This is a genomic window from Algoriphagus yeomjeoni, assembly GCF_049821175.1.
Lineage (GTDB): Bacteria > Bacteroidota > Bacteroidia > Cytophagales > Cyclobacteriaceae > Algoriphagus > Algoriphagus yeomjeoni_A.
The window spans coordinates 3,682,956-3,705,658 of sequence record NZ_CP187512.1; the positions used below are offsets into that span (position 1 = coordinate 3,682,956).

Below are 22,703 nucleotides of genomic sequence, written 5' to 3' on the forward strand. Positions count from 1 at the left end.
CTGGGTGATTTATTTTAAGATAACCCTATATCAATCCAATATGTTACTCTTCTCTGATAATATAAGGCTATGTACGCTTCTTTAAATTCAATTTCTATTCCTAATTTGGGCTAACTAATTGAAAAAACTAGTTTGAACAGTACATCTATTTTTCGGTACGTACTTCTCTGGATCGTTTTGAGTCTGGTAATCGGCTTACTTTCAGGGGCTGCGTCCGCTATTTTTCTAATTGCCTTGAACTGGGCTACTAATTACCGGGAATCTCACATCTGGATCATTGCATTTCTGCCAATTGCCGGGTTTGTAATAGGTTGGAGTTATTACCGGTTTGGAGAAAATTCTGTGAAGGGGAATAATCTTTTGCTGGATGAACTTTACAAAACAGAAAAACCCATTCCCCTTAGAATGACTCCTCTGGTGCTATTAGGGACTGTTTTGACTCATTTATTTGGAGGTTCAGCAGGCCGTGAAGGTACCGCTGTGCAAATGGGTGGCTCTTTAGCTGATCAGCTCACCAAGTATTTTCCACTTGACCCTTCCGATCGAAGAATCATTTTAATAGCTGGAGTTTCCGGGGGATTTGCCTCTGTTTTTGGGACACCCTTGGCTGGAGCAATATTCGCATTAGAATGGATGTTGCATAGGAAAATTAGATGGAAATCAGTGTTTCCAGCCTTTTTGACTGCATTTGTGGCAAATTGGGTTTGTGCCTCACTTTTTGGAGTTGGACACACGCATTATTTGGTAGATTTAGTTCCTCCGCATACGTTGATCAACCTACTTTGGATTATTCCCGCAGGAATTGCCTTTGGATTATCCGGGAGATTATTTGCCCAAAGCAATCATTTTTTTTCTCATCTATTTTCCAAATACATTTCTTATCCTCCACTTCGCCCGGTCATAGGTGGACTGGTGATCGCAGGAATTGTATACATTTCGGACAGTACGACCTACATAGGACTTGGTATTCCAAGGATAGTTGAAGCTTTCGAGACTCCACTACCATGGTATGATTGGCTGGTGAAAACTGGCCTGACCAGCTTTACTTTGGGGGCTGGGTTCAAAGGCGGAGAAGTGACACCTTTATTCTTCACGGGAGCTACATTGGGCAATGCCCTTTCTACCTGGATTCCACTTCCGCTTGCCTTATTGGCAGGCATGGGATTCGTAGGCGTATTTTCAGGAGCAACCAATACTCCGCTCGCATGTACAGTGATGGGCATGGAACTATTTGGATATGAATCAGGCATATTTTTGGGAATTGCCTGCTTGATCGCCTACCTTTTCAGTGGAAAATCAAGCATCTATTCCTCACAAAATCTGGATAAAAAATTCCATTTATATCCAGCTGAAGGGATTTTTAAAACTTCAGAAAAACCAACTTGCAAAAAGGATAAATAACCCTTCCACGCGTAATTGTAAGCTATGAAACTAAAGCTGAAATTCTTTTCTAACCCTGATCGAAACATCCTTTTTCTGAAGAAGGTGATGAAGATTCAGGAAAAAGTAGTTCAGCTTAGCAGTATTTTCGCTTTTGGAATATTACTATTTCACTTAGGGTACTCAATAGACCCAAAAGATCAAGTTGCGACATCTTTCCTATTCAACTTGTGTTTGATGCTGATAGGTACAGGTTACTTGGTAAAAGTTCTCCTTGTGGAGAAATCAATTTATCCTGCAAGGGTAATCTTTGAAATTCTACTCTCCATACTCCTTTGTCTCACGGCATTGGTTCGATGGAATTTATTTGGAAATGATACTACAGAGATGATCCTCTCTTTTTCGACTCATTATCATCTAATCAATGCCTTAGTCATTATCTTATTTTTCATAGAACTAAGCAAATTCAGCCTAACGGTGAATGAGCTTAAGCTCAGTCCTTCTCTAGTATTTATTCTATCTTTCATAATCCTGATATTCGTGGGAACAGGACTTCTTAGCCTTCCTGAAGCCACCACTGGAGATATCAGCTTTATAGATGCATTGTTTACTTCTACTTCAGCCGTTTGCGTTACCGGATTGATAGTACTAGACACTGCCAAGGATTTCACCTTTTTTGGTCAGGTGATTATCATGATACTTTTCCAAATCGGAGGACTTGGAATCATGGTTTTCACCAGCTTCTTCGGGTTCTTTTTCAAGGGAAGTTATTCTATAGAAAACAGGCTTTTCATACGCGACTACATCAATGAGAACAATGTAAACGAGATTTACACCACCTTATTCAAAATCATCTCCTTTACTGTTTTGGTAGAAGGTATTTGTGCTTTCCTGATTTATCATTTCACAGATTCTGCTCAATTCTCTGGTCAGGGAGACCAGCTATTCTTTTCGCTTTTCCATGCTATTTCTGCTTTCTGCAACGCAGGTTTTTCTACGCTGAGCAATGGACTATATCAGGAAGGGTTTAGGGAGGCTTACAATATGCATTTGGCTATAGCCTTAGCAATTGTTCTAGGCGGAATCGGGTTTCCAGTGGTGTTAAACTATTATTCCTATGTAAAGCATCTGATTGTTGGCTTTGTGAAAAGCGTACTCGGTTTAGAAAAATACCGGCACACACCAAGAGTTTCCAGTGTGAACACTAGACTAGTGGTCTATACCACTGGTATTCTACTGGTAGTTGGAATGGTGGTGTATGCGATTTCAGAGCAAGAGCACACCTTGAAAGGACTTAGTGTGTATGGGAAATTTGCTACTACAGTTTTTGGGGCAGTCACTCCAAGAACTGCCGGTTTCAACACTGTAGACATGCGCGAATTGGCAGTTCCTACTGTACTGGTTTATCTTTTCCTGATGTGGATAGGAGCATCGCCGGGATCCACTGGCGGCGGATTGAAAACGAGCACTTTTGCGGTAGCAATGCTCAATACCTTCAGTATCGCTTCAGGCAAGACAAGAGTAGAAGTTTTCAGAAGACAACTCTCCAATGAAACACTAAAAAAAGCCTTTGCCGTCATTACCCTTTCGGTACTCGTCATGGGTTTGGGAGTATTTTTGTTAATGATTTTTGACCCAGAACTTCCCATGATAGATGTGGCTTTTGAAGTTTTTAGCGCATTTTCTACAGTTGGACTCACGCTGGGAATCACTTCTCAATTAAGCTTAGGGAGTAAATTAGTCTTGATGGTAATCATGCTCATTGGAAGAGTAGGAACATTAACTATTCTAATTGCGATCGTTCGTAGAATAGGCGAACAACGATACAAATATCCTGAGGAAAACGTCTATATCACGTAATCTAAAACACATGAAATCGAGCATAACTAAAAAGTCGCACACTGGCATGATTATAATCGCTGCGAGATTCCATATGGCCATTAAAAGACAAATTATAATCATATGAAATATATCATAGTAGGAATAGGAAACTTTGGCGGCTACCTGGCAAAGCGCCTAACAAATCTAGGTCACGAAGTAATAGGTGTGGATTCCAGCGAAAGCAGGATAGAGCTGATCAAAGACAGTATCACTCATTCCATTGTCATGGATGCCACAGATCAGGCGGCGGTAAAGAATCTACCTTTGAAGGAGACTGATGTGGTCATTATTGCTATAGGAGAGGATATTGGAGCGTCCATCATGAGCACAGCCATTTTCAAGCAGCTCAAATCAAAGCGAATTATAGCACGTGCAATTAACGATTTACATGAGACGGTGATTCAAGCAATTGGAGTGGATGAAATTATCCATCCGGAAGAGGAGACTGCAGATCGACTTTCCAAACGACTTGAAATGAAAGGCGTTTTGGACTCTTTGGAGATTTCGGATGAATATAATATTGTGGAGGTAAAAGTGCCTGGTAGATATGTCGAAATGACTGTAGCTGAAGCGGATATCAGGAAGGAGTTTTACTTGAATATTCTGACTATTATAAAAATCGAACAGAAGAAAAATCTACTGGGTATCAATACTCCTTACAAAAATGTGATTGGCGTGGTAACTCCTGAGTATGCCTTCGAAGCTGAAGATATTTTACTTCTCTTTGGGAAGGTAAAAAACATACAGGAATTCCTAAAATTCGACGATTAAAACAGTTTTTCTCCACAGTTTTTGCAGTAATTGTCTGCCTGAAGAAGTGGGGTATATCTACATTTAGGGCATATTTTATCCCCTAGCAATAGTTCATCTTTTCTTTTTTGCGAAGCCATCTCAGAAGAAACAATGCCTGTGGGAACTGCTATGATCGCATAGCCAAGTAACATGATCAGTGAAGAAACCAGCTGACCCAGAGGAGTCACTGGATAGATATCACCAAATCCTACAGTAGTCAAGGTCACAATCGCCCAATACATCCCGACGGGAATACTGGTAAATCCATGCTCCGGACCTTCAATGATAAACATGAAGGTTCCCATGATAAGCACAATAGTGATCACAAATCCTATGAATATCATAATCTTGTGAGAGCTCGATTTTAAAGATTTGGTCAGATACTCTGCCTCAGCCACATATCGACCAAGCTTCAAAATACGAATTACACGCAAGAGACGAAGGGCTCTTACTACTGTGAATAATTGGGAATTAAGTACAAAGAAGCTGAGATACGAAGGTAAAATTGCCAGCAAATCAACCATACCAAAAAAGCTGAAAATATAGCCAGTAGCCTTTCTGGATAACCAAACTCTCAATAAATATTCAATTGTAAATAGAATTGTAAATAACCACTCAAGAATTAAAAAAGCCTCGCCGTAATCTTCTCTTAGACTGGCAACTGAATCTAAAATTGCCACGAAAATACTTCCAAAAATCATGAATAAGAGGACCACGTCAAACAACTTTGACGCCTTATCATTTGATTCAAATACGATGTGTGCTAATCGCTTTTTGGTGAATTTCATGTGTTTAAAATTTGATTTTTTAAGGCCACATGGAATCTCGCAGGGTTTATCGTCCCAGTGTGTGTCGCTTGTGTCATGCTCGATTTCATGAGGGAATTTAGAGAAATTTCATAGGCAAAACCAACCCTAGTCCAGGTAATATACCCGCTTCACACGGGTGCTGATATTTGTCAGCAATTCATAGGGGATGGTTCCAATCTGATCTGCAAGTTCTTTCAAGGAGATCTTCTCTCCATAGATAATCGCCTCATCACCTGCCTTCACATCCATGCCTGAGACGTCCACCATACACATATCCATACAGACATTTCCTATGATTGGAGCCTTGTGTCCATTGATCAGCACATAGCCTTTTCCATTGCTAAATCGTCTATCGTACCCATCCGCATAGCCAATTGCCAGCGTAGCAATTTTTCCCCCAGAGGATAATACTCCCTTTCTTGAATATCCTATCGTCTCGCCTGGATTTAGCTCTTTTATCTGGGAAATGGTGGTTTTCAAGGTACTAATAGCTCGAAGTGCCATCTCATGCTTACCCGTCACTTCCACACCATATAAGCCAATTCCCAATCTCACCATATCAAATTGAAATTCTGGAAAGGCAACTATCCCGGCAGAATTGAGCGCGTGAATAAGTGGTTTGTAAGAAAGCACCTGAAGGATTTGATTTTTCATTTCTTCAAATGATTTCAATTGGGAAAGAGAAAACTCCTGATGGATTTCCTCATCTGCACCGACCAAGTGAGTATATATTGAAGCTATCTCCAATTGCGGATTTGTTTGGATTAAGTTCTTTAGCTCTGACAAATGCTTTTCCTCAAAGCCCAACCGGTGCATGCCTGTATCCATATCGAGATGGATTTTCATCTTTTGTTGATGAATGGTACACCAAGACGCTAGACTTTCGAAAAAATCCGGACTGAATACAACCGGCTCCAAATTAAACTCACTGCACAATCCAAAGGATTCCTGCATTGCATTCAACACCATTATTGGAAGCTTGATTCCCTGCTTTCGAAGGGCCACCCCTTCATCGGAAAATGCAACTCCCAAGTAATCGGCTCCCATGGTTTGGATCTGGTTAGCGATCTCCACGGCTCCTCCTCCGTAGGCAAAAGCCTTTACCATCACCATCACTTTGGTTTTTGGGGAAAGTAGCTTTTTGTAGAAATTATAATTGTGGGTAAGCGCATTGAGGTTGATCTCAAGTGTCGTCCCATGAATTCTCTGCTGAAGTCGATTAACCACTTCTTCAAAGCCAAATACTCTGGCTCCGGTGATCAAAATCATGTCATTTGCAAAACTCTCTGGGTCAAGCTTGGCCAAAAGCTCTTCCGTGGATTTGAAGCCAGTGAATGACTCGGGAAATTCTTTTTCCAAATAGAAAATCTCCTTGCCTACTCCAAACAATAGATCAAACTGATACTTTTTGATCAATTCCGATACTTCCTCATAAATTTTTGCAGGGGAGCCTTGCTGAAGCAAATCTGACAAAATCAATATTCTACGTCGTTTAGGACGCTGCTGCTGCATAAAGTCCATTGCGACCTTTAACCCTGCCAAATCATTGTTGTAGGTATCATCAATTAGGAGTGAATCGTTGATTCCAGGCTTCAGGGTTAGCCGCATATCTACCGACTTCAGATGAGCAATACCCTCTTGGATAGATTCTGCACCTTGTCCCAAAGTCATCGCAGCTACGATCACATGAGTAATGTTTTCCAAGGAAGCCACATCGGTAAATGGTACCTGAAAGGTGTACGTACTCAGATCCGATTTCATCAAAATCAACCGAGCTCCATTTCCCTTCAATTTCACAGATCTGGTAAACTCGTAGCCAGCTCTATCGGACCATCCTATCCGCTTTTCTGCAGGAAATATGCCCTCAATTTGATCCGAAACCTGTTCATGATCAGCGCAGTAAATTAGAAGATCTGAATTTTTAAAAAGTGAAAGTTTCTCCTGAAGCTTTGAATTTAAGCTTTCAAAACCCTCTTGATGTGCTGTTCCAAGATTGGTAAAAATACCCAAGTTAGGCTTGATCATTTCTTCTAAAGCAGCCATCTCTCCAGCCCTAGAGATTCCAGCTTCCAAAATTGCCACCTGATGATATGACTCCATTCCGAAGATAGAAAGCGGAACACCAACTTGTGAATTGTAACTTTTTGGGCTTTTGGCTACAGCATACTTTTGTCCTAAAATCTGCCCTAACCATTCCTTTATGATCGTTTTACCATTGCTGCCAGTGATGCTGACCACTGGATTTGTAAACAGAGACCGCTCGTATTTGGCCAATAACTGCAAAGCTCTTCTGGTGTCCGAAACTTTGATAAAGCAAGCCTGAGGAAAAGCTCTTTCCTCAAAATCCTGATGAACCAAAAATGTCTTTACACCTGCTTCTGCTAGTTGTGCTATAAAATCAGCCCCATCAGCTTTTGCTCCTCGAAGAGCTACAAAGACTGTTTTCTCAGGGTGAAGTATTTGTCTGGAATCTATAGCAATTTGAGAAATCAGAACTTCATCGTTTCCGCTGAAGAGATTTCCTGTTGTGATTCCTGCTATTTGTCGTTGATTAACTTCCTGAAACATCTTGCTCCGGATTTACTTTCTTTCTCTTTTTTTTGAAAAAAACCTGCTTAACCCAGCGAGGAAGGAAAAATGCTCCCAAAATCAAATATGGATAATAGGATAAAAGCCTCCACAAAATGCTAGTGACAAAGGTATAGCTGGCCAAAAACTCGGTAAAGAATTGGCCAAAAAAGAACTCAGCCGTCCCGCTACTTCCGGGAGTCGGGGAAATCATCATCACGATCCACATGATCACTTGTCTGGCAAAAACAATAACATGTTCAAAGGCAGCCAACGGAACAAAGGCAGAAATCAAGGCATTAAGCATCAGATACCTTGAGCTCCAAATGAGTATAGTGGCGACTACAATTGGCACCCAGTAATTCCATTTTTTTCCAGAAAGCTCTCTTGATGCGACGATGATTTGGTCACCATATTCTTGAGCATCATGCTTCCATTTGCGGAGCCATTTGATCGAAAATATTTTGATTAATACCCATTTGAAAACTCTTGGTCGATAAAATAAAGCTGCAGCCATGATGATACTGTACGCAGCGTAAAGAGAATAGGAAATCCAGAAAATAGCCTCCAAACTGTTTTCCAGTTGCATTTCCAGCACTTTACTCGTTGGGAAAATATTTCCCTTTGCAAAAAACAGAATGATTGGAGCTCCAATTACAAAGAAGAGATTATCCAAAATCGCAGTCACCATCACATATGCAATAGCTCTTCCCAGTTTGATGCCTTCTTTGTTCAAAATGAAAATAGCAACCGCTGTACCTCCAACTACCGAAGGCGTCACCGCTGAGGCAAATTCCCAAAGAATGATTACATAAATCGACCGCTTCCAAGTAAGATGCCTATCGGTGATCTCACGAATTCTATAAACATATCCAGCATCACGAAACAAAATGACCAAAACCGCAACAAGAATCCACGGAATGGATGCATCAAAAATTCCACTTAGAGAGTCTTTGTTTACCGAGGGATCAAAGTAAAACATTGCAAAAACAATGGCTAAACCAATGATAACCGGCACCCAAATTTTATTCGGATTAAGTGTTTGGAAGATTTTTTTGTTATCCAGTTTCATGTGATTACAAGTGTTTTTCAGTCGCCACCCCGTAAAGTAGGGGCATGCTATGGAATCTCGCAGCGAGAAGAAATATACGGGCGTTTACCTGCTGCGATATGCTCGATTTCATAGGCTAGGCTACAGCTATTGGCTCAGTCTTTTCCACCCAAAAGTTATTGAAACCATCACCTATGATGATGGTAACCAGGGAAAGTTGAAGTAATTCTAAAATTGCAAGGAAGGTATAAATCACAAAAATCTTTTCGGGTTTGTAGCTGATGAATTCATCAAAGGGCACTTTTTTCTTAAAACTGATTTTCTCTAGGACAAAATCCTTTTGCTGGGCAATAGTATATGGATACTGAATCACGGTGTGCTTTGTTTCATCCACGCGAGCTGCCATTTTAGCCATAGTCCGCTGAAACACTTTGAGCATTTTATACAAATCCATGTCCTGCATTTCTGCATCCACGTCATCTACTTTACTGAGTGTCTTTAGTTCAGCGGCAATATTCCCTCGCTTTTGCTTTGACATTTCCTCTCCCTCCATGGAAGAAAGCTCCTCAATCACAGATTTATACTTTTTGTACTCCAACAGATTCCTAATCAATTCCTCACGAGGATCTACTTCTTCACCGTGCTCGTTGAGCTCAGGTCTAGGCAAAAGCATTCTAGACTTAATCTTCATCAACGTAGCCGCAAAGAGGATAAAATCACTGGCAACTTCCATTTCCATTTGCTCCATCTGATGAACATAATCCAAGAAGTCATTGGTAATCTTGGATATAGGAATGTCATAAATGTCCAGCTCATCCCGCTCGATAAAGAAGAGCATGAGGTCGAAGGGACCTTCGAAGAGTGGTAATTTGATTTCGAAACTCAAAGGATATCTAAATTTTTGGTTAATTTTGCCACCTTGTTGTCAAAGATATTCAATTAAGCTAAATTAATTGGAAACGACAGGAGAAAGAGGCAATCGCCTAATGTCAATAATTATTGATTGGAAAAACAATAAAGCACAATTGTTGTTATTTTAATTCGAACACATTACCGCTGTACAATGCAGATTGAACCAGGAGAATTATTAGCTCAAATAAAAAGTCCCGCAGACCTTAAAAAATTTCCATCGGAAAAACTGGTTCAAATCTGCGATGAACTCCGACAATTTATTATTGATAATGTTTCCGTTTATGGAGGTCATTTCAGCGCTAGTCTTGGTGTAGTCGAACTTACAGTAGCCCTTCATTATGTGCTTAATACACCAGAAGATCAGCTTGTTTGGGATGTGGGTCATCAAGCTTACGGACATAAAATTCTCACAGAAAGAAGAGATCGCTTTCATACAAACCGTCTTTATGGTGGTCTTTCTGGGTTTCCTAAAAGAAAAGAAAGTGAATATGATACGTTTGGAGTTGGTCACTCTAGTACATCTATTTCCGCTGCTTTGGGAATGGCAGTCGCTTCACAATATAAAGGCCTGACGAAAAAGCAGCACGTTGCTGTGATCGGAGATGGCTCGATGACTGGTGGAATGGCCTTCGAAGCGATGAATCATGCAGGCGTAGCTGATACCAACTTGCTAATTATCCTGAATGATAATTGTATGGCCATCGACCCGAATGTAGGTGCGCTGAAAGATTATCTCACAGACATCACTACTTCCAAAACCTACAATAAAGCAAAAGATGAGGTTTGGAAGATTTTGGGCAAACTGAGTAAGTTCGGTACAAGTGCTCAAGATGTAATCTCCAAAGTAGAAGGAGGAATAAAATCTGCACTACTAAATCAAAGTAATCTTTTCGAATCTTTAAACCTTCGATACTTCGGTCCAGTAGACGGCCATGATGTCAATCATTTGGCAGAAGTTCTGAAGGATTTGATAGATATTCCAGGTCCAAAAATCCTTCATTGCGTAACGATGAAAGGTAAAGGGTACGGGCCTGCAGAAAAAGGAAATCAAACCACTTGGCATGCACCAGGCGCATTTGACAAGGTAACGGGTGAGATCTATAAAACCACCCCAAGCAGTCCACAGGCACCAAAATACCAAGATGTTTTCGGACATACCTTAGTGGAATTAGCCGAGCAAGATGACCGTATCATGGGTGTAACACCCGCAATGCCATCTGGATCTTCTATGAACATCATGATGAAAGCAATGCCAGATCGAGCTTTCGATGTGGGAATCGCTGAGCAACATGCAGTAACTTTCTCCGCTGGTCTAGCTACTCAGGGACTTGTCCCTTTCTGTAATATCTATTCCACTTTCATGCAACGAGCATACGATCAGGTTGTGCATGATGTATGTTTGCAAAATCTGCCGGTAGTCCTTTGCTTGGATAGAGCTGGTTTCGCAGGAGCTGACGGACCAACTCACCATGGAGCCTATGATATTGCGTATTTCCGTTGCATTCCAAATTTGGTGGTTTCAGCGCCAATGAATGAGGAGGAGCTCCGAAATATGATGTACTCTGCATCACTTCACAATGGTCCCTATTCTATCCGATATCCAAGAGGCAAAGGTGTGATGCCTGAGTGGAAAACTCCATTTGAGCAAATCCCACTCGGTCAAGGAAGAATAGTGAAAGAAGGCGATGAGATCGCAATCTTAACCATTGGCCATATCGGTAACTATGCAGTAGAAGCTTGCGAAAAACTTGAAAAAGAAGGGTTAAACCCCGCTCAATATGATATGCGATTTGTGAAGCCTCTGGATGGTGAGTTGCTTCATGAGATTTTTGGCAAATTCAAGAAGGTGATTACAGTAGAAGATGGCTGTCTAATGGGCGGATTCGGTTCCGCAGTGATCGAGTGGATGATAGATCATGGTTATCAGGCTCAAGTTAAGCGTCTGGGTATTCCTGACGATATTATTGAGCATGGTGAGCAACTACAACTACACAAAGAATGTGGATTTGATCCGGAAGGAATAGCCGCAGCAGTTAGAAGCCTCTCAGAGGTCTCCAAAACCATTTCTTAACATGTCTTCTATACATTTTTTTGAAAAAGGCGAAGGGCAACCTGTTGTCCTTATTCATGGTTTCTGCGAAATCGGAGACATGTGGCATGGGTTTTCAGAAGCCTTATCTAATGAGTTCAGAGTAATTTGTCCTGATCTTCCTGGATGTGGTAAATCAGCTATGACACTTACCCAAAACAGCCTGGAGGAAGTTGCAGTGCAGCTGGAGGAATGGATGGGGGAAAATGACATCGTTGACCCCATTGTCATCGGTCATTCGCTTGGCGGATATGTGATGCTAGCACTATTGGAACTCATGGGTGAAAAGCTTAAAGGTGTGGGCCTTTTTCATTCCACGGCTTTTGCTGATGATGAAGAAAAAAAAGGAATGCGAGATCGCACGGTCATATTTTTGAAAAAGCACGGGGTAGATAAATTCGTTACTTCTTTTGTGCCACCACTGATTCCTGAGGATAGAAGAGATGCTTTTGAAGCTGAAATAAATCTTGCGATTTCGCAAGCAAAGCATTCCACGTTAGAGGGATTGATTGCCTATACTAAGTCGATGAGAAACAGAAAAGATCGTTTTGAAGTGCTGAACAATTTCTCTGGCCCAAAACTATTAATTGCCGGAACCTTAGACGGGGCTGTGAAAATAGAAGCTAGTCGAAAGCACAAAGAAGCTGTCACAGATTATTACGAACTCGAAGGTGTTGGACATCTTGGGATGATCGAACGCCCAGATGAAAGTTTGAAAATACTTAGGGAGTTTTGCGGGAAGGTTTATAGCATCTAAAAATCACAACTGCGCCCCTAACACTCCCATCAACTTCTCCAAAAATTCCTGATCCACCGTATCAAAATCATCCAGTTGATCGGAGTCCACATCAAGTACCATAGCTACCGTTTCACCCCTGAAAACAGGAACTACGATCTCCGATTTGGAAGCAGAACTACAGGCGATATGTCCTGGAAAAGCATCCACATCAGGAACGAGAATAGTTTTACTTTCTTGCCAAGCTGTACCACAAACACCTTTTCCAATTGAAATCCTTGTGCAGGCAATAGGCCCCTGAAATGGACCTAAGACCAATTGATTCTCCTTCACCAAGTAAAACCCAACCCAAAAGAAGTCAAAAGCTTCTTTCAGAGCAGCAGAGATATTGGCGAGATTTGCATATAAATCCGGTTCGCCAGTGATCAGCGCTTCGATTTGTGGTAAAATCGCTTCGTACTTTTCAGCTTTTGTCGCCGACTCGGGAATGTATAGACTTTCAGACATGATGGTAAATTCTTAAGGTATCTTCCAAGACCTCAATAGTCTCGGAAACTGGGGTAGGAGGAATAGGAGCTGCTATTCCAGTTCCAAATTTAGTACTGCTTGTAAACACACGAGCTTCGTCCCAAAGTTCAGAAGCCAAAAATTTATTCAATAAATAGCTGCCACCTTCGATGATTACGCTTTGAATATTACGCTTGTGCAGGTCTTCCAAAATATCATTAACCTTGAACCCTGAGTCAAGCTTGACATATTCCAATGTCCCTTTTTCCTCGGTTTTCAGTGTATTGTAGCAAATCGTAGGAACTGCTTCATCAAATAATTTGAGCGTACTTGGTAGCTCCAGCTTACTATCTATTACTATTCTCCGTGGATTTTTACCAACCCAATCTCTCACATTCAAAGCAGGATCATCGTATTTCGCAGTGTTTTTTCCAACCATAATAGCATCCTCCTCAGCCCTCCATTTGTGTACAAGTTGGCGACTGGAGGCATTTGTGATCCACTTGGACGAGAAATCTTCCCTTGCCACAAATCCATCAGCTGTTTGAGCCCACTTCAAGATTACATAGGGACGTTTCTTTTCGATCTGGGTAAAAAAGCGCTTGTTTTGCCTTCTAGTTTCATTTTCTAAAACCCCAGTCTGGACTTCGATTCCAGCGTCCTTCAGAATCTGAATCCCTTTTCCTCCAACCAATGGATTCGTATCAAAAGCTGCAATCACGACTCTTTTCACCTTTTTTTCTACCAAAAGATTCGCACAAGGAGGCGTTTTGCCAAAGTGCGCACAGGGTTCCAAAGTCACATAAACTGTAGCATCAGCAAGAAATTTCTGATTTTTCACAGAATTCACCGCATTGACTTCTGCATGGGCTTTACCGTATTCCTGATGGTATCCCTCACCAATAATTCTATCCTGATGGACAATTACACAACCCACTAGTGGGTTTGGGCTTACTTTTCCTCTGCCAAATTCAGCCAGTTCGAGAGCTCGACGCATGTAAAATTCATCAGAAATCATCAAGGCTTTTTCTTAAAAGTGATTGGAATAAGCAAAGTATCTTCACTTACTATTAAGTTTGAAGCGAAAGTAGTGTCTTGATACAGTTCATCCTTCGGGTCAAAGAAAATCTTATAAGACCCCGCTTGAACTCTGAAATAATATTTGCCAGAAGCATCTGGATGCGTAGAAATTGTACCCTCGTCATTACTTAGATAGACTGCTGGATAAAGCGCAGTTGGCTTCAACGATCCACTGATTTCCACAGTACCAATTCCATTTACCAAAGTAAATGTTGGATCAAACTCGTATGTTAATGGAGATTCCGAAACTTGAATAATGGACTTTTCAAGATCCAAATCAAGCAAAACATCATAGGAAATTCCTTGTTCTATATCTATTGACGTTTCTAGAGAAATTTCATTTTTTGAAGGATCAGAAAGAGCCAAAACATATCTTTTCTCCTTGAAAAACATGGAGTGATTATCACCAAGAATGATTTTCGCATTGATAATTTGACCTATAGGCAGTTCGTTTCTTCCCAGGAGAAGGGCGTTGCCCCCCACCAAATCACTAACCTTAATCCTTTTGTCTCCGGATTTATATTCAAAGAAAAATGTCTGACTCTGAGTATCTCTTCCATCGGCCAGAACCTCTATATCTACTCCTTCGATCTCAACAAACACAGAATCCCATTTTGCCGGACTATCCACCAATATGAGATTGAGCAAGGAACGTGGACTGGAATCAGGGTCTTCACATGAAGCGAAGAAAAACACACAGGCAATTGGAAATAGATAAAAGTATGGTTTTTTCACAGGGTAAATTTAGTCCAAAAGTTTGCAATACATGGAATCATGAATACCTAGATACAAAAAAAGGCCAGCAAAAAGCTGACCTTTAATTTTATTAGTAGTCTTAGTTTAACACTAAAGTGATTGGGTTGACATTAGTCATCTTTCCTTCTTCCACTACAACTCCTTCCAACACAAATGGAGCATAAAGTTCATTTGGGGTAAAGGTTAACGTGTATGTTCCATCGTCCAATCCTGAGATTTTATAATTTCCTTCAGCATCTACAAAAGTATTCATCGAATCATCTCCAATTGAAGCAGTTACTTGTACAGGCTGTGCTTCGAGAGGAAGGACTTGTCCCATAAGGCCGGTTGATACCTCGTCTATATAGGCTCTCAAAACTGGCTTAAGTATGATTTGTCCTGAATTTCCCGCTTCTACTATTGATTTGGCAGCATCAAAATCGATGATCAAATCATAAGTCATTCCGCCTTCGATATCTTCATCTACCTTAATTTTCAATCCGCTTTGCTGAGCACTTGGTGTTTTCATTTCGAATCGCTCACCATCTCTGATGAGATAATTATCTTCTCCAAGTATTAATCTGATTTGATCAATTTCTCCTTCTGGGAAATCCTCGGTCCCTAACAATATACTATTACCACCTGTCAAGTCTAACAGATTAATTGGTTGGCTTTCGTCATAAACGATCTCAACCCATGAAGACTCATCGTCATCATCCATATCATCATCGTCGATTCCATCATCATCAACTTTGACGCGTACCGCAAGAACTTCTATCCAAACTTCATCATATGAAGCAGGAGCATCTACCAAATAAAAATTCACTCGTGCAGAACCACTGGCTGGATTATCATCATTTGATGAACATGCCATTGCGATCAACGCCATTCCTATGATCGAGAGATAAGAAAATAAATTTTTCATACTAGTTATAGTTTAATTTCCGTAGCATAAATCCAATGTCTGTGCCACATCAAAAATAACAAATAATAAAAGTAAAGTCTGCAGAGCTTCTTATTTTTGAGGATGATGAAATGGGAGCGCCTTTTATCCAGAGGCAGATTTGGTGATAATCCGGGATTTATACCCACACAAGTAGTAAGAAGCGAGTTTGAAGTAGATTACGATCGAATAATTTTTTCGTCGCCTTTTAGAAATCTTCAAGATAAAACTCAAGTCTTCCCTTTACCTGAGCAGGCATTCGTCCATACTAGACTTACGCATAGTTTAGAAGTATCGAGCGTGGGAAGATCATTAGGTAAAGCTGCGGGTGAAATGCTTCTGCAAAAGTACCCTCAGCTGTCTAAAACGGGCATTACTCCATTCGAAATAGGTGCTATTGTAGCAGCAGCCGCTTTAACTCATGATATTGGAAATCCTCCATTTGGGCATGCTGGGGAGGAAGCTATTTCTGATTTCTTTAAGTTTCACCCTGCCGGAAAATGCTGGGAATCGCACGTGCGAACAGAACAATTAGCAGATCTCTGCAACTTTGAAGGAAATGCGCAAGGCTTCAGAATGCTGGTTTCAAAGCAATTTGGATTGAAATTGACTTATGCAACCTTAGCCGCTTTCACCAAATATCCCCGACCAAGCATGATCGCTCAGCGGGATATAGCAAGAAGAAGCCAGAAAAAATATGGGTTTTTCATTAACCAATCAGCTGATTTTGAGCAAATGGGGGCTGTCCTAGGAATGGAAAAATCCAGTCCGGAATGCTGGTATCGCCACCCTTTGGCTTTTTTGGTAGAAGCCGCCGATGATATTTGCTACAGCATCATCGACCTTGAAGATGGCTGTACGCTAGGTTTGGTCAGCTTTGAAGAAACTGTAAAACTTCTCGCACCAATTCTCAAGGACAAGTTTGACCCTAAAAAACTCAAAGAACCTCGAACTGAAGCCCAAAACCTGGGAGCACTTCGCGCCTTGGCAATTGGGGAGTTAATCAACGAATGTGTAGAGGTCTTTGCCAATTATGAGGAAAGTATGTGCAAAGGGAATTTTGATAAGGCATTAACCGATATTATTCCTTCTGCGAAAGCTTTGCATAAAATCACCGAAGTATCTATTCAGAAAATCTATAGATCACAAGTAGTTTTAGAAAAAGAAGCAGCAGGATTTCAAGTCCTAGAAGGATTGCTAGAGGTATTTTCCAAAGCACTTTATCACCAGTTTTACGACCCGGAAAACTTTTCCGGTCAAGACAAAAGCATACTTCGCCTTTTGCCAGAAGATTTTCCAATGAAAGGCTGGGGGGCTGAGGTTAATCCTTACCCTTTACTTCGTGCCCTAGTAGATTTCATTTCTGGAATGACAGATAAATATGCATTGAACCTGTATCGCAGGGTAAAAGGAATTTCATTCCCAGGATCTTAATAGAATTCCTGAAACTAGTTTCTCGGAAGGGAAGTTCAATTGGAAATTAGAAAGCTAGACGGCTTAAATTTTGCAACTATTTAGGCTGTAGTGGCCGATAATTACGTATCTATTGCCTGTTTGGAATCTACTTATTCCAGCAAACCCACCTATTCGCTTAATAAAACCATTTATGAAAAAGACACTGATCATCATTTTAGGTGTATTTACATTTTTAATAGCCGTCGCAGTGGCTGTTCCCTTTCTATTCAAAGACAAAATCGCTGCCCGAATTGACCGGGAAATTGCCCAATCTGTGAATGCAAAAGTTATTTATGACATTGATAATGTGAGCTTAAGCCTGTTTAGAAGTTTTCCTAGTGTATCAGCAAGCATCGCTAATTTAGATATTGTTGGAAACGCACCTTTTGAAAATGACACCTTAGCATCCTTACGTGAATTTGCCGTTGATTTCAACTTGAAATCTGTGCTTTTTGATGACTATCCAACCCTGACGGGTGTTCACCTAAATGGTGGAAACGTCTACATCAAAGTTTTGGAAGACGGAACTGCAAATTATGACATCACCTTTCCCTCAGAGGAAGTAGCATCAGAAGACACGGAGAGCAATTTCCAGATAGGAATAGATGCTATGGAGGTCCGGGATCTAAATTTAGTATATGATGATAGACAGCTTGATTATTTCATGGCTTTGGGAGCAATCAACGCTAAAGGTTCGGGTGAATTCACAGCGGATGTTTATGATCTCCCTATCGAGATGGAAGCCTTGATCGCTGATATTACCTATGAAGGCATAAGTTATTTATCCAACAAATCTTTCAAGGGAGAAACGCTACTGAATATCGACATGAATAACATGAAGTTCACGTTAGGCGAGGGTGATTTTCAACTGAATGACTTTCTTTTTGGCCTAAATGGATTTTTAGCCATGCCCAACGATGACATAGAAGTAGATGTCTCCATTGACGGAAAAGACAATGAGTTTAAGAGCATTTTGTCATTGGTTCCAGGTATTTACTCTGAGAGTTTTTCCACTTTAAATACTTCAGGAACAATGGATTTCAATGGAACTATTAAGGGGGTTTACAATGATGTGAAGATTCCTTCTTTTGACATTTCGCTGAAAGTAGCCGATGGAATGTTCCAATATCCAGACCTACCGCGACCTGTAAAAAACGTAAATATTAATCTTCAGGTCAAAAATGAGACAGACAACATCGATAATACTTCCGTCTCAATTCCCACATTCAATTTGGACTTCGGAAGCAATCCGATTTCCGGAAAGTTGTTTTTATCCGATCTGGTTAGCTACACGATTGATGCTGCTCTGAAAGGCAAGTTAGACTTGGAGGAATTGACCTCCATATTCCCAATTGAAGGGCTAGCTATGAAGGGCAATCTGGACCTGGATGCCACAGCAAAAGGACGATATGATTCTGTCGCAGGGATAATTCCTGCGATCAATGCGAAGTTACTTTTGGCAAATGGCTATGTGAAAAGCGTGGATTATCCAGCGCCGATTGAAAAATTGAATATAAATGCCACAGTCCAAAATTCAAGTGGAAGCATGGCAGACTTTCTCGTTGATTTGAGCCGTTTTGGATTTGAGCTAGAAGGAGAAGCCATCAACGGGAATATGAAAATCCGTGATTTTGATAAGCTGATCTGGGATGGTGAAATCGTGGGGGGCGTGGATTTGAAAAAGATTCTAGCCATTTTCCCTATGGAAGATATGACTATGGAAGGTCACATCAATGCGGATATAAATACGAAAGGATCTTATGCAGCCTTAGAAGCTAAAAATTACAACCAATTAGAAACTCGTGGCAGCATGGATGTCAGTAATTTCACCTATTCATCGACAGATGTTCCACAAGGAATTAAGATTGCGAAAGCTAAAGCCGAGTTCAACCCGGAGCGGATTAATCTAACAGAATTCGACTCTAAAATCGGAGAAAGTCCACTTCAGGCAACAGGATCACTTTCCAACTACATGGATTATTTGCTTGGAGAAAATGGAACCCTAAAAGGCCAGCTATCACTGAATAGTAGCAGATTCAACGTGAATGAATGGATGACTGAAAATGCCTCCACCGACACAGCAAGTGCTGAACTTTCCGTAATTGAGCTTCCTAAAAACATTAATTTTTCTATGGTCGTTGCGGCTAATGAAGTGCTCTACGATGATATGAATCTAAAGGAAGTAAAAGGAACTATGGCACTAAGCGATGGCGTATTGAGTTTTTCAGATGCATCGATGAAGACCATGGGAGGAACCATAGGATTAACTGGAAAATATGACCCTCGTGATTTAACTGCTCCTGCTTTTAATTTCAACCTGAATATTGCTGAGCTCAGTATTGCAGAAGCATTCAAGTCATTCAACACCATCAAGGCTTTTGCCCCAATTGCTCAAAATCTTACAGGTAAATTCAATTCCAACTTGAGTTTCTCAGGGAAACTAGGGCAGAATATGATGCCTCTGCTCTCTAGCTTGGATGGGGAAGGCATACTAAAAGTGGTAGAAACAGCGCTGAAAGACAGTAAAATCCTGGAAGGAATCACCAGTCTTACCAAACTGAAAGATATCAATACGCTACAATTGAAAAACATTTCAATTCCTATTTCTATTGAAAATGGAGTGATGGATGTGAAGCCTTTTGATGTGAAATTATGGGATTACCAAGCAAAGGTTCAAGGAACTGCGGGATTTGATGGCTCATTAAATTACCTGATAAATATGCAGGTGCCAGCAGGAAAATTTGGTTCTCAAGCCAATGCTCTTCTCTCTTCCATATCTGGGACAGAGACTGATGAGAACTCCACCATTCCTTTGGCACTGAATCTATCAGGAACATACAATTCCCCAAAAATTTCACTTGCTGGTGGAAATAGTATGGAAACATTGCTGGCTAATGCACTGAAAGCAAGAGTCAGTGGGGAAGCACAAACTCTCCAAACCCAAGCAACGGATCAGTTCAAGGCAGCCCAGGATAGCATGAAGCAAGCCCTGAAAGCCAAATCAGAAGTAGCTCAAGATAGTGCGAAAAAGGAACTGGAGAAGCAAGTAGACGTAGCAAAAGATAAAGCGGTAGATGAAGCCAAGAAATTGCTGAAAGGCTTTTTTCCGAAAAGTACTCCGCCTGCGAAGCCTGATACGACTACCGTTAAGAAGGATTAATCTAGATAGGATAAGCAATTGAAATGTCGGACAGAGCGAAGTTGAAGCCTTTGTTACAAGAGCTCTCGACTTCGCTCGACCTGACACTGACACTATCCACTTGCCAGAAGTGAGATTTTTTGTCCTAAAATTCCCTGCTAAACCCAATATTATCGACGACCACCACACCTGAAGTACTTTGATCGAAGACAAACTTGATGGTCCGGAGCTGAGTAGGAGTATAGCCCGGGTTTTGTTTAGCTAGCTTCTCCAAGTTAAATGAAAACGTCTGGAAGACTTTTTCAGATTGACTATCGCCTTTGATAAAATCAGATTTCCAGATCGTAACGGCTATCTCTCGCTGAAGTGGAGAAAACTCACTCAGTAAAAATTGAATCGATTGGCCTGTAGAATCAACTAATTGAATTGTGAAGTCGAGGGGTTTTTCAGCATTCTTTTCTTCAGGCTCATCTTCACTTTCCTCTTCTTCTTCAGGGGCCTCAGCATTAGTTTCCTCCTCGTTTTCTTCTTCCTCTTCCTCTTTATTCTCTTTATTATCATTAATCCATTTTCCAGAAGTTTTAGGATTTGAGCTCTCTGTGGATTCAGCCATGGAGAACAGTAAAACACTAGTAGAGTCCAGCTGAAAATCCAATGGGTCAAAGTTCAAGCTATAGCTAGCGATCAATGAATCATTCACAAAACCCTTCGCTCTTTCATCTTTCAGGCTATCTTCTACCTCATAATTCCAACCTAAAAATGCAGCCCGAGAGCCTTTCTTTGCCCATTTAAGTTGAATTTCGGCTTCTCGCCAGACAGTCAAGTTTTCAGATTGGATGCTTCCGGAGTCCAGCGAGGTCGTTTTCACATCAAAGTCCTCATCAAAATTTGCCAAGGTTTTCAGATTTGAATCTTCAAACTGGTTCAGGTAAATCGTTTCTGGCAACCAATTTTTCCCTTTTCTGGCATCAAGAAAAAGTGGTAGATACTCCTTTTTACCGCGCAAAGTAGCTTCAAGAAATGCTGAAATATAAACTTTAGCAATCACCTGCTGAGTGGAATCGTCCAGTTGCTGCTTGAGATTCAGTAGGCCAACAAATGGATTTCCGGTATCGTTTTTCCCCCAGGAGGTATTGAACTGCCCATGATTGGCGCCATAGACGTAAAGGCCAGATTTGAAATGATAGCTTGAATCCTGAAAGCTGATTCGCTCATATTGCATAGATCCCATGAAGGATGAAACATCCGCATCTTGAGCTCCATGAATTACGAAATAGCTAATGTCATTCAGTTTAGTTCTGGAACTTCCTGGCTCATATTGACCGTCTACAGGAGCGATGGCTACAATAGATTGTATGTTAAAATGATAATCCAACTTCACAGAAGCATCGTCCGGATAAAAATCCAATTCATTGAGCATAGCAGCATGTGCTACAGCTTCTCCGCCTCTGGAATGTCCTATCAAAGCTATTTTTGTTGTGTCTATTTTATTGAAAAAAGGATGGTCCGAACTAGCATTCCAATCATGCCAAACCTTGAGGTGCTCCAAGAGCAACCAACCACGGGCATCATTTTCTTTGCTTAAGCCCTCCCTAATGTCCGTCCAAGAACCATTGATGAAATTCTCATCGACAGAAACCAAAATCATCCCTCTGGAGGCCAATAATTCGCCCAGATAATCGTATCCTGGATCAGAATAATCCTGCATGCTGTGGTTTCCATGTACCACTAAAACTAATGGGAATGGGCCTTTTCCTTCCGGGTACCACACACGACCATTGATTGGAAGTGATTTATCATCAAAACCCCAGTATTTTTCCCTCCACCAGCCAGAAAAGCCACTCCAGTTGTCTAGGAAAGCCACTCCATTCACTGAGTCTGTCAGGAAATTATAGGTTACTTTCTCAGCAAACTCAGGCCTATGTCTATCCTTTCCACTGCCATATGTAATTGTTTTGACCAAATACTCTCCAGTCTCTCCTGGTGATTTTCCCAAAATCGCCGGAATTTTATCTGCAGAAAGTAATGCTGCATTTTCAATTGGGTCTACGTCCAAGCCTGTAAGAGAATAGTAATATGCTAAAGCTCCAATTCCAAAAAGAGCAACGAATAAAGCCAATGCAGCAACCACTTTTTTTGGTGTAGTCAGCCTCTTGAAGCTCGATCGCACGAAAATAAAATAACTCGCTCCTAGAATAGAAAAGAGGATTGCCAAGCCTACTACAAGTACCACTTGGAAATAAACTATCATCGCCAGAATAGGCAAACACATGAGAAGCGCAAATTTGAACCACTTTGGGATTTGGTACAAGAGCTTAATAATCCAAACTCCCAGTGCTCCAAGAAGTGCCAAAACAATAATAGTAACAAGACCAAAAAGTAAATAGTACGGATCGCCTATCTGAAAAGCGAAGATAACTGCATTAAGGATAATCAATAAAACAGTGAATGCTATTAAGCCAAAGGCTGCGCCTTTAAATGCATAAGAACCCGGAGAAATAAGTAATAACTTAGCTAATATCCAGTTTTTGGCATTTTTAAACCATCTCTTTATCATATATGGATAAGTTTTAAAAGTATTCCTAAGCTACTTTTTTCCTTATAAATAATAGAACCATCCATACTG

The 22,703-nt window shown here is 40.9% G+C and carries 16 protein-coding genes; 7 read left to right on the forward strand and 9 right to left on the reverse strand.

Features of this window, described 5'->3' with window-relative positions; translation table 11 throughout:
* The first annotated feature begins 132 nt into the window (after window positions 1-132).
* The 3 genes from ACPUEN_RS14820 to ACPUEN_RS14830 all read left to right on the forward strand — a co-directional run bounded on the left by ACPUEN_RS14820 (window position 133) and on the right by ACPUEN_RS14830 (window position 4,032).
* The gene (locus ACPUEN_RS14820; protein WP_425636680.1) at window positions 133-1,401 is read left to right on the forward strand and encodes a voltage-gated chloride channel family protein; all 1,269 of its coding nucleotides are present in this window, start codon (window positions 133-135) and stop codon (window positions 1,399-1,401) included.
* A 24-nt stretch (window positions 1,402-1,425) separates the two neighbouring features.
* Window positions 1,426-3,240, forward strand: coding sequence for a TrkH family potassium uptake protein (locus ACPUEN_RS14825; RefSeq protein WP_425636681.1), 1,815 nt, complete (start codon window positions 1,426-1,428; stop codon window positions 3,238-3,240).
* Window positions 3,241-3,342: 102 nt separating this feature from the next.
* Window positions 3,343-4,032 carry a potassium channel family protein gene (locus tag ACPUEN_RS14830; RefSeq protein WP_425636682.1) on the forward strand — a complete coding sequence of 230 codons (690 nt, stop codon included), beginning with the start codon at window positions 3,343-3,345 and terminating at the stop codon, window positions 4,030-4,032.
* Here ACPUEN_RS14830 and ACPUEN_RS14835 read toward each other — a convergent pair.
* From ACPUEN_RS14835 to ACPUEN_RS14850, 4 genes are all read right to left on the reverse strand, one after another.
* Window positions 4,029-4,841, reverse strand: a complete 813-nt coding sequence (locus tag ACPUEN_RS14835) for an ion transporter (protein WP_425636684.1) — start codon at window positions 4,839-4,841, stop codon at window positions 4,029-4,031. The genes ACPUEN_RS14830 and ACPUEN_RS14835 overlap by 4 nt on opposite strands.
* 126 nt (window positions 4,842-4,967) lie before the next feature.
* Window positions 4,968-7,430, reverse strand: coding sequence for a bifunctional UDP-N-acetylmuramoyl-tripeptide:D-alanyl-D-alanine ligase/alanine racemase (locus tag ACPUEN_RS14840; RefSeq protein ID WP_425636685.1), 2,463 nt, complete (start codon window positions 7,428-7,430; stop codon window positions 4,968-4,970).
* Window positions 7,414-8,502: a lysylphosphatidylglycerol synthase transmembrane domain-containing protein gene (locus ACPUEN_RS14845; RefSeq protein ID WP_425636686.1), complete on the reverse strand. Its 1,089-nt coding sequence runs from the start codon at window positions 8,500-8,502 to the stop codon at window positions 7,414-7,416. Before ACPUEN_RS14845 ends, ACPUEN_RS14840 begins: the two co-directional genes overlap by 17 nt.
* A 115-nt stretch (window positions 8,503-8,617) precedes the next feature.
* On the reverse strand, window positions 8,618-9,367 hold the full coding sequence (locus ACPUEN_RS14850; RefSeq protein ID WP_425636687.1) for a segregation and condensation protein A: 750 nt from the start codon (window positions 9,365-9,367) through the stop codon (window positions 8,618-8,620).
* A gap of 177 nt (window positions 9,368-9,544) precedes the next feature.
* Between ACPUEN_RS14850 and dxs the strand changes: the two genes are divergently transcribed.
* Together dxs and ACPUEN_RS14860 are read left to right on the forward strand one after the other, a co-directional pair.
* Entirely contained in the window at window positions 9,545-11,464 is a 1,920-nt protein-coding gene (dxs, locus tag ACPUEN_RS14855; protein WP_425636688.1) for a 1-deoxy-D-xylulose-5-phosphate synthase, read from the forward strand.
* Window position 11,465: 1 nt separating this feature from the next.
* Window positions 11,466-12,239 (forward strand): alpha/beta fold hydrolase, encoded by a 774-nt coding sequence (locus tag ACPUEN_RS14860; protein WP_425636689.1) that lies wholly within the window; start codon window positions 11,466-11,468, stop codon window positions 12,237-12,239.
* 3 nt (window positions 12,240-12,242) lie between these two features.
* On the opposite strand, the gene ACPUEN_RS14865 is transcribed toward ACPUEN_RS14860, so the two are convergent.
* The 4 genes from ACPUEN_RS14865 to ACPUEN_RS14880 all read right to left on the reverse strand — a co-directional run bounded on the left by ACPUEN_RS14865 (window position 12,243) and on the right by ACPUEN_RS14880 (window position 15,465).
* Window positions 12,243-12,725, reverse strand: coding sequence for a GAF domain-containing protein (locus ACPUEN_RS14865; RefSeq protein ID WP_425636690.1), 483 nt, complete (start codon window positions 12,723-12,725; stop codon window positions 12,243-12,245).
* Complete coding sequence (gene ribD, locus ACPUEN_RS14870) at window positions 12,718-13,743, reverse strand: bifunctional diaminohydroxyphosphoribosylaminopyrimidine deaminase/5-amino-6-(5-phosphoribosylamino)uracil reductase RibD (RefSeq protein WP_425636691.1); 1,026 nt, start codon at window positions 13,741-13,743, stop codon at window positions 12,718-12,720. The genes ACPUEN_RS14865 and ribD overlap by 8 nt, the downstream gene beginning before the upstream one ends.
* On the reverse strand, window positions 13,743-14,540 hold the full coding sequence (locus tag ACPUEN_RS14875; protein ID WP_425636692.1) for a DUF4382 domain-containing protein: 798 nt from the start codon (window positions 14,538-14,540) through the stop codon (window positions 13,743-13,745). Before ACPUEN_RS14875 ends, ribD begins: the two co-directional genes overlap by 1 nt.
* Window positions 14,541-14,640: 100 nt before the next feature.
* Complete coding sequence (locus ACPUEN_RS14880; RefSeq protein WP_425636693.1) at window positions 14,641-15,465, reverse strand: DUF4382 domain-containing protein; 825 nt, start codon at window positions 15,463-15,465, stop codon at window positions 14,641-14,643.
* Between the two features lie 105 nt (window positions 15,466-15,570).
* On the opposite strand from ACPUEN_RS14880, the gene dgt reads away from it, so the two are divergent.
* Together dgt and ACPUEN_RS14890 are read left to right on the forward strand one after the other, a co-directional pair.
* Window positions 15,571-16,917, forward strand: a complete 1,347-nt coding sequence (gene dgt, locus ACPUEN_RS14885; protein ID WP_425640203.1) for a dGTP triphosphohydrolase — start codon at window positions 15,571-15,573, stop codon at window positions 16,915-16,917.
* Window positions 16,918-17,089: 172 nt separating this feature from the next.
* Window positions 17,090-20,098, forward strand: coding sequence for an AsmA-like C-terminal region-containing protein (locus tag ACPUEN_RS14890; RefSeq protein ID WP_425636694.1), 3,009 nt, complete (start codon window positions 17,090-17,092; stop codon window positions 20,096-20,098).
* 124 nt (window positions 20,099-20,222) lie between these two features.
* Here the strand turns inward: ACPUEN_RS14890 and ACPUEN_RS14895 are convergent, their stop codons facing one another.
* Entirely contained in the window at window positions 20,223-22,634 is a 2,412-nt protein-coding gene (locus ACPUEN_RS14895; RefSeq protein WP_425636695.1) for a chlorophyllase/cutinase-like alpha/beta fold protein, read from the reverse strand.
* Window positions 22,635-22,703 lie beyond the last annotated feature (69 nt).

What these genes read in the sequence shown, in the direction of transcription:
- ACPUEN_RS14825 (WP_425636681.1), top strand. Translation starts at nt 1,426, where the DNA reads ATGAAACTAAAGCTGAAATTCTTTTCTAACCCTGATCGAAACATCCTT.
- ACPUEN_RS14830 (WP_425636682.1), top strand. Translation starts at nt 3,343, where the DNA reads ATGAAATATATCATAGTAGGAATAGGAAACTTTGGCGGCTACCTGGCA.
- ACPUEN_RS14835 (WP_425636684.1), bottom strand. Translation starts at nt 4,841, where the DNA reads ATGAAATTCACCAAAAAGCGATTAGCACACATCGTATTTGAATCAAAT.
- ACPUEN_RS14840 (WP_425636685.1), bottom strand. Translation starts at nt 7,430, where the DNA reads ATGTTTCAGGAAGTTAATCAACGACAAATAGCAGGAATCACAACAGGA.
- ACPUEN_RS14845 (WP_425636686.1), bottom strand. Translation starts at nt 8,502, where the DNA reads ATGAAACTGGATAACAAAAAAATCTTCCAAACACTTAATCCGAATAAA.
- dxs (WP_425636688.1), top strand. Translation starts at nt 9,545, where the DNA reads ATGCAGATTGAACCAGGAGAATTATTAGCTCAAATAAAAAGTCCCGCA.
- ACPUEN_RS14860 (WP_425636689.1), top strand. Translation starts at nt 11,466, where the DNA reads ATGTCTTCTATACATTTTTTTGAAAAAGGCGAAGGGCAACCTGTTGTC.
- ACPUEN_RS14865 (WP_425636690.1), bottom strand. Translation starts at nt 12,725, where the DNA reads ATGTCTGAAAGTCTATACATTCCCGAGTCGGCGACAAAAGCTGAAAAG.
- ribD (WP_425636691.1), bottom strand. Translation starts at nt 13,743, where the DNA reads ATGATTTCTGATGAATTTTACATGCGTCGAGCTCTCGAACTGGCTGAA.
- ACPUEN_RS14880 (WP_425636693.1), bottom strand. Translation starts at nt 15,465, where the DNA reads ATGAAAAATTTATTTTCTTATCTCTCGATCATAGGAATGGCGTTGATC.
- dgt (WP_425640203.1), top strand. Translation starts at nt 15,571, where the DNA reads ATGAAATGGGAGCGCCTTTTATCCAGAGGCAGATTTGGTGATAATCCG.
- ACPUEN_RS14890 (WP_425636694.1), top strand. Translation starts at nt 17,090, where the DNA reads ATGAAAAAGACACTGATCATCATTTTAGGTGTATTTACATTTTTAATA.
- ACPUEN_RS14895 (WP_425636695.1), bottom strand. Translation starts at nt 22,634, where the DNA reads ATGATAAAGAGATGGTTTAAAAATGCCAAAAACTGGATATTAGCTAAG.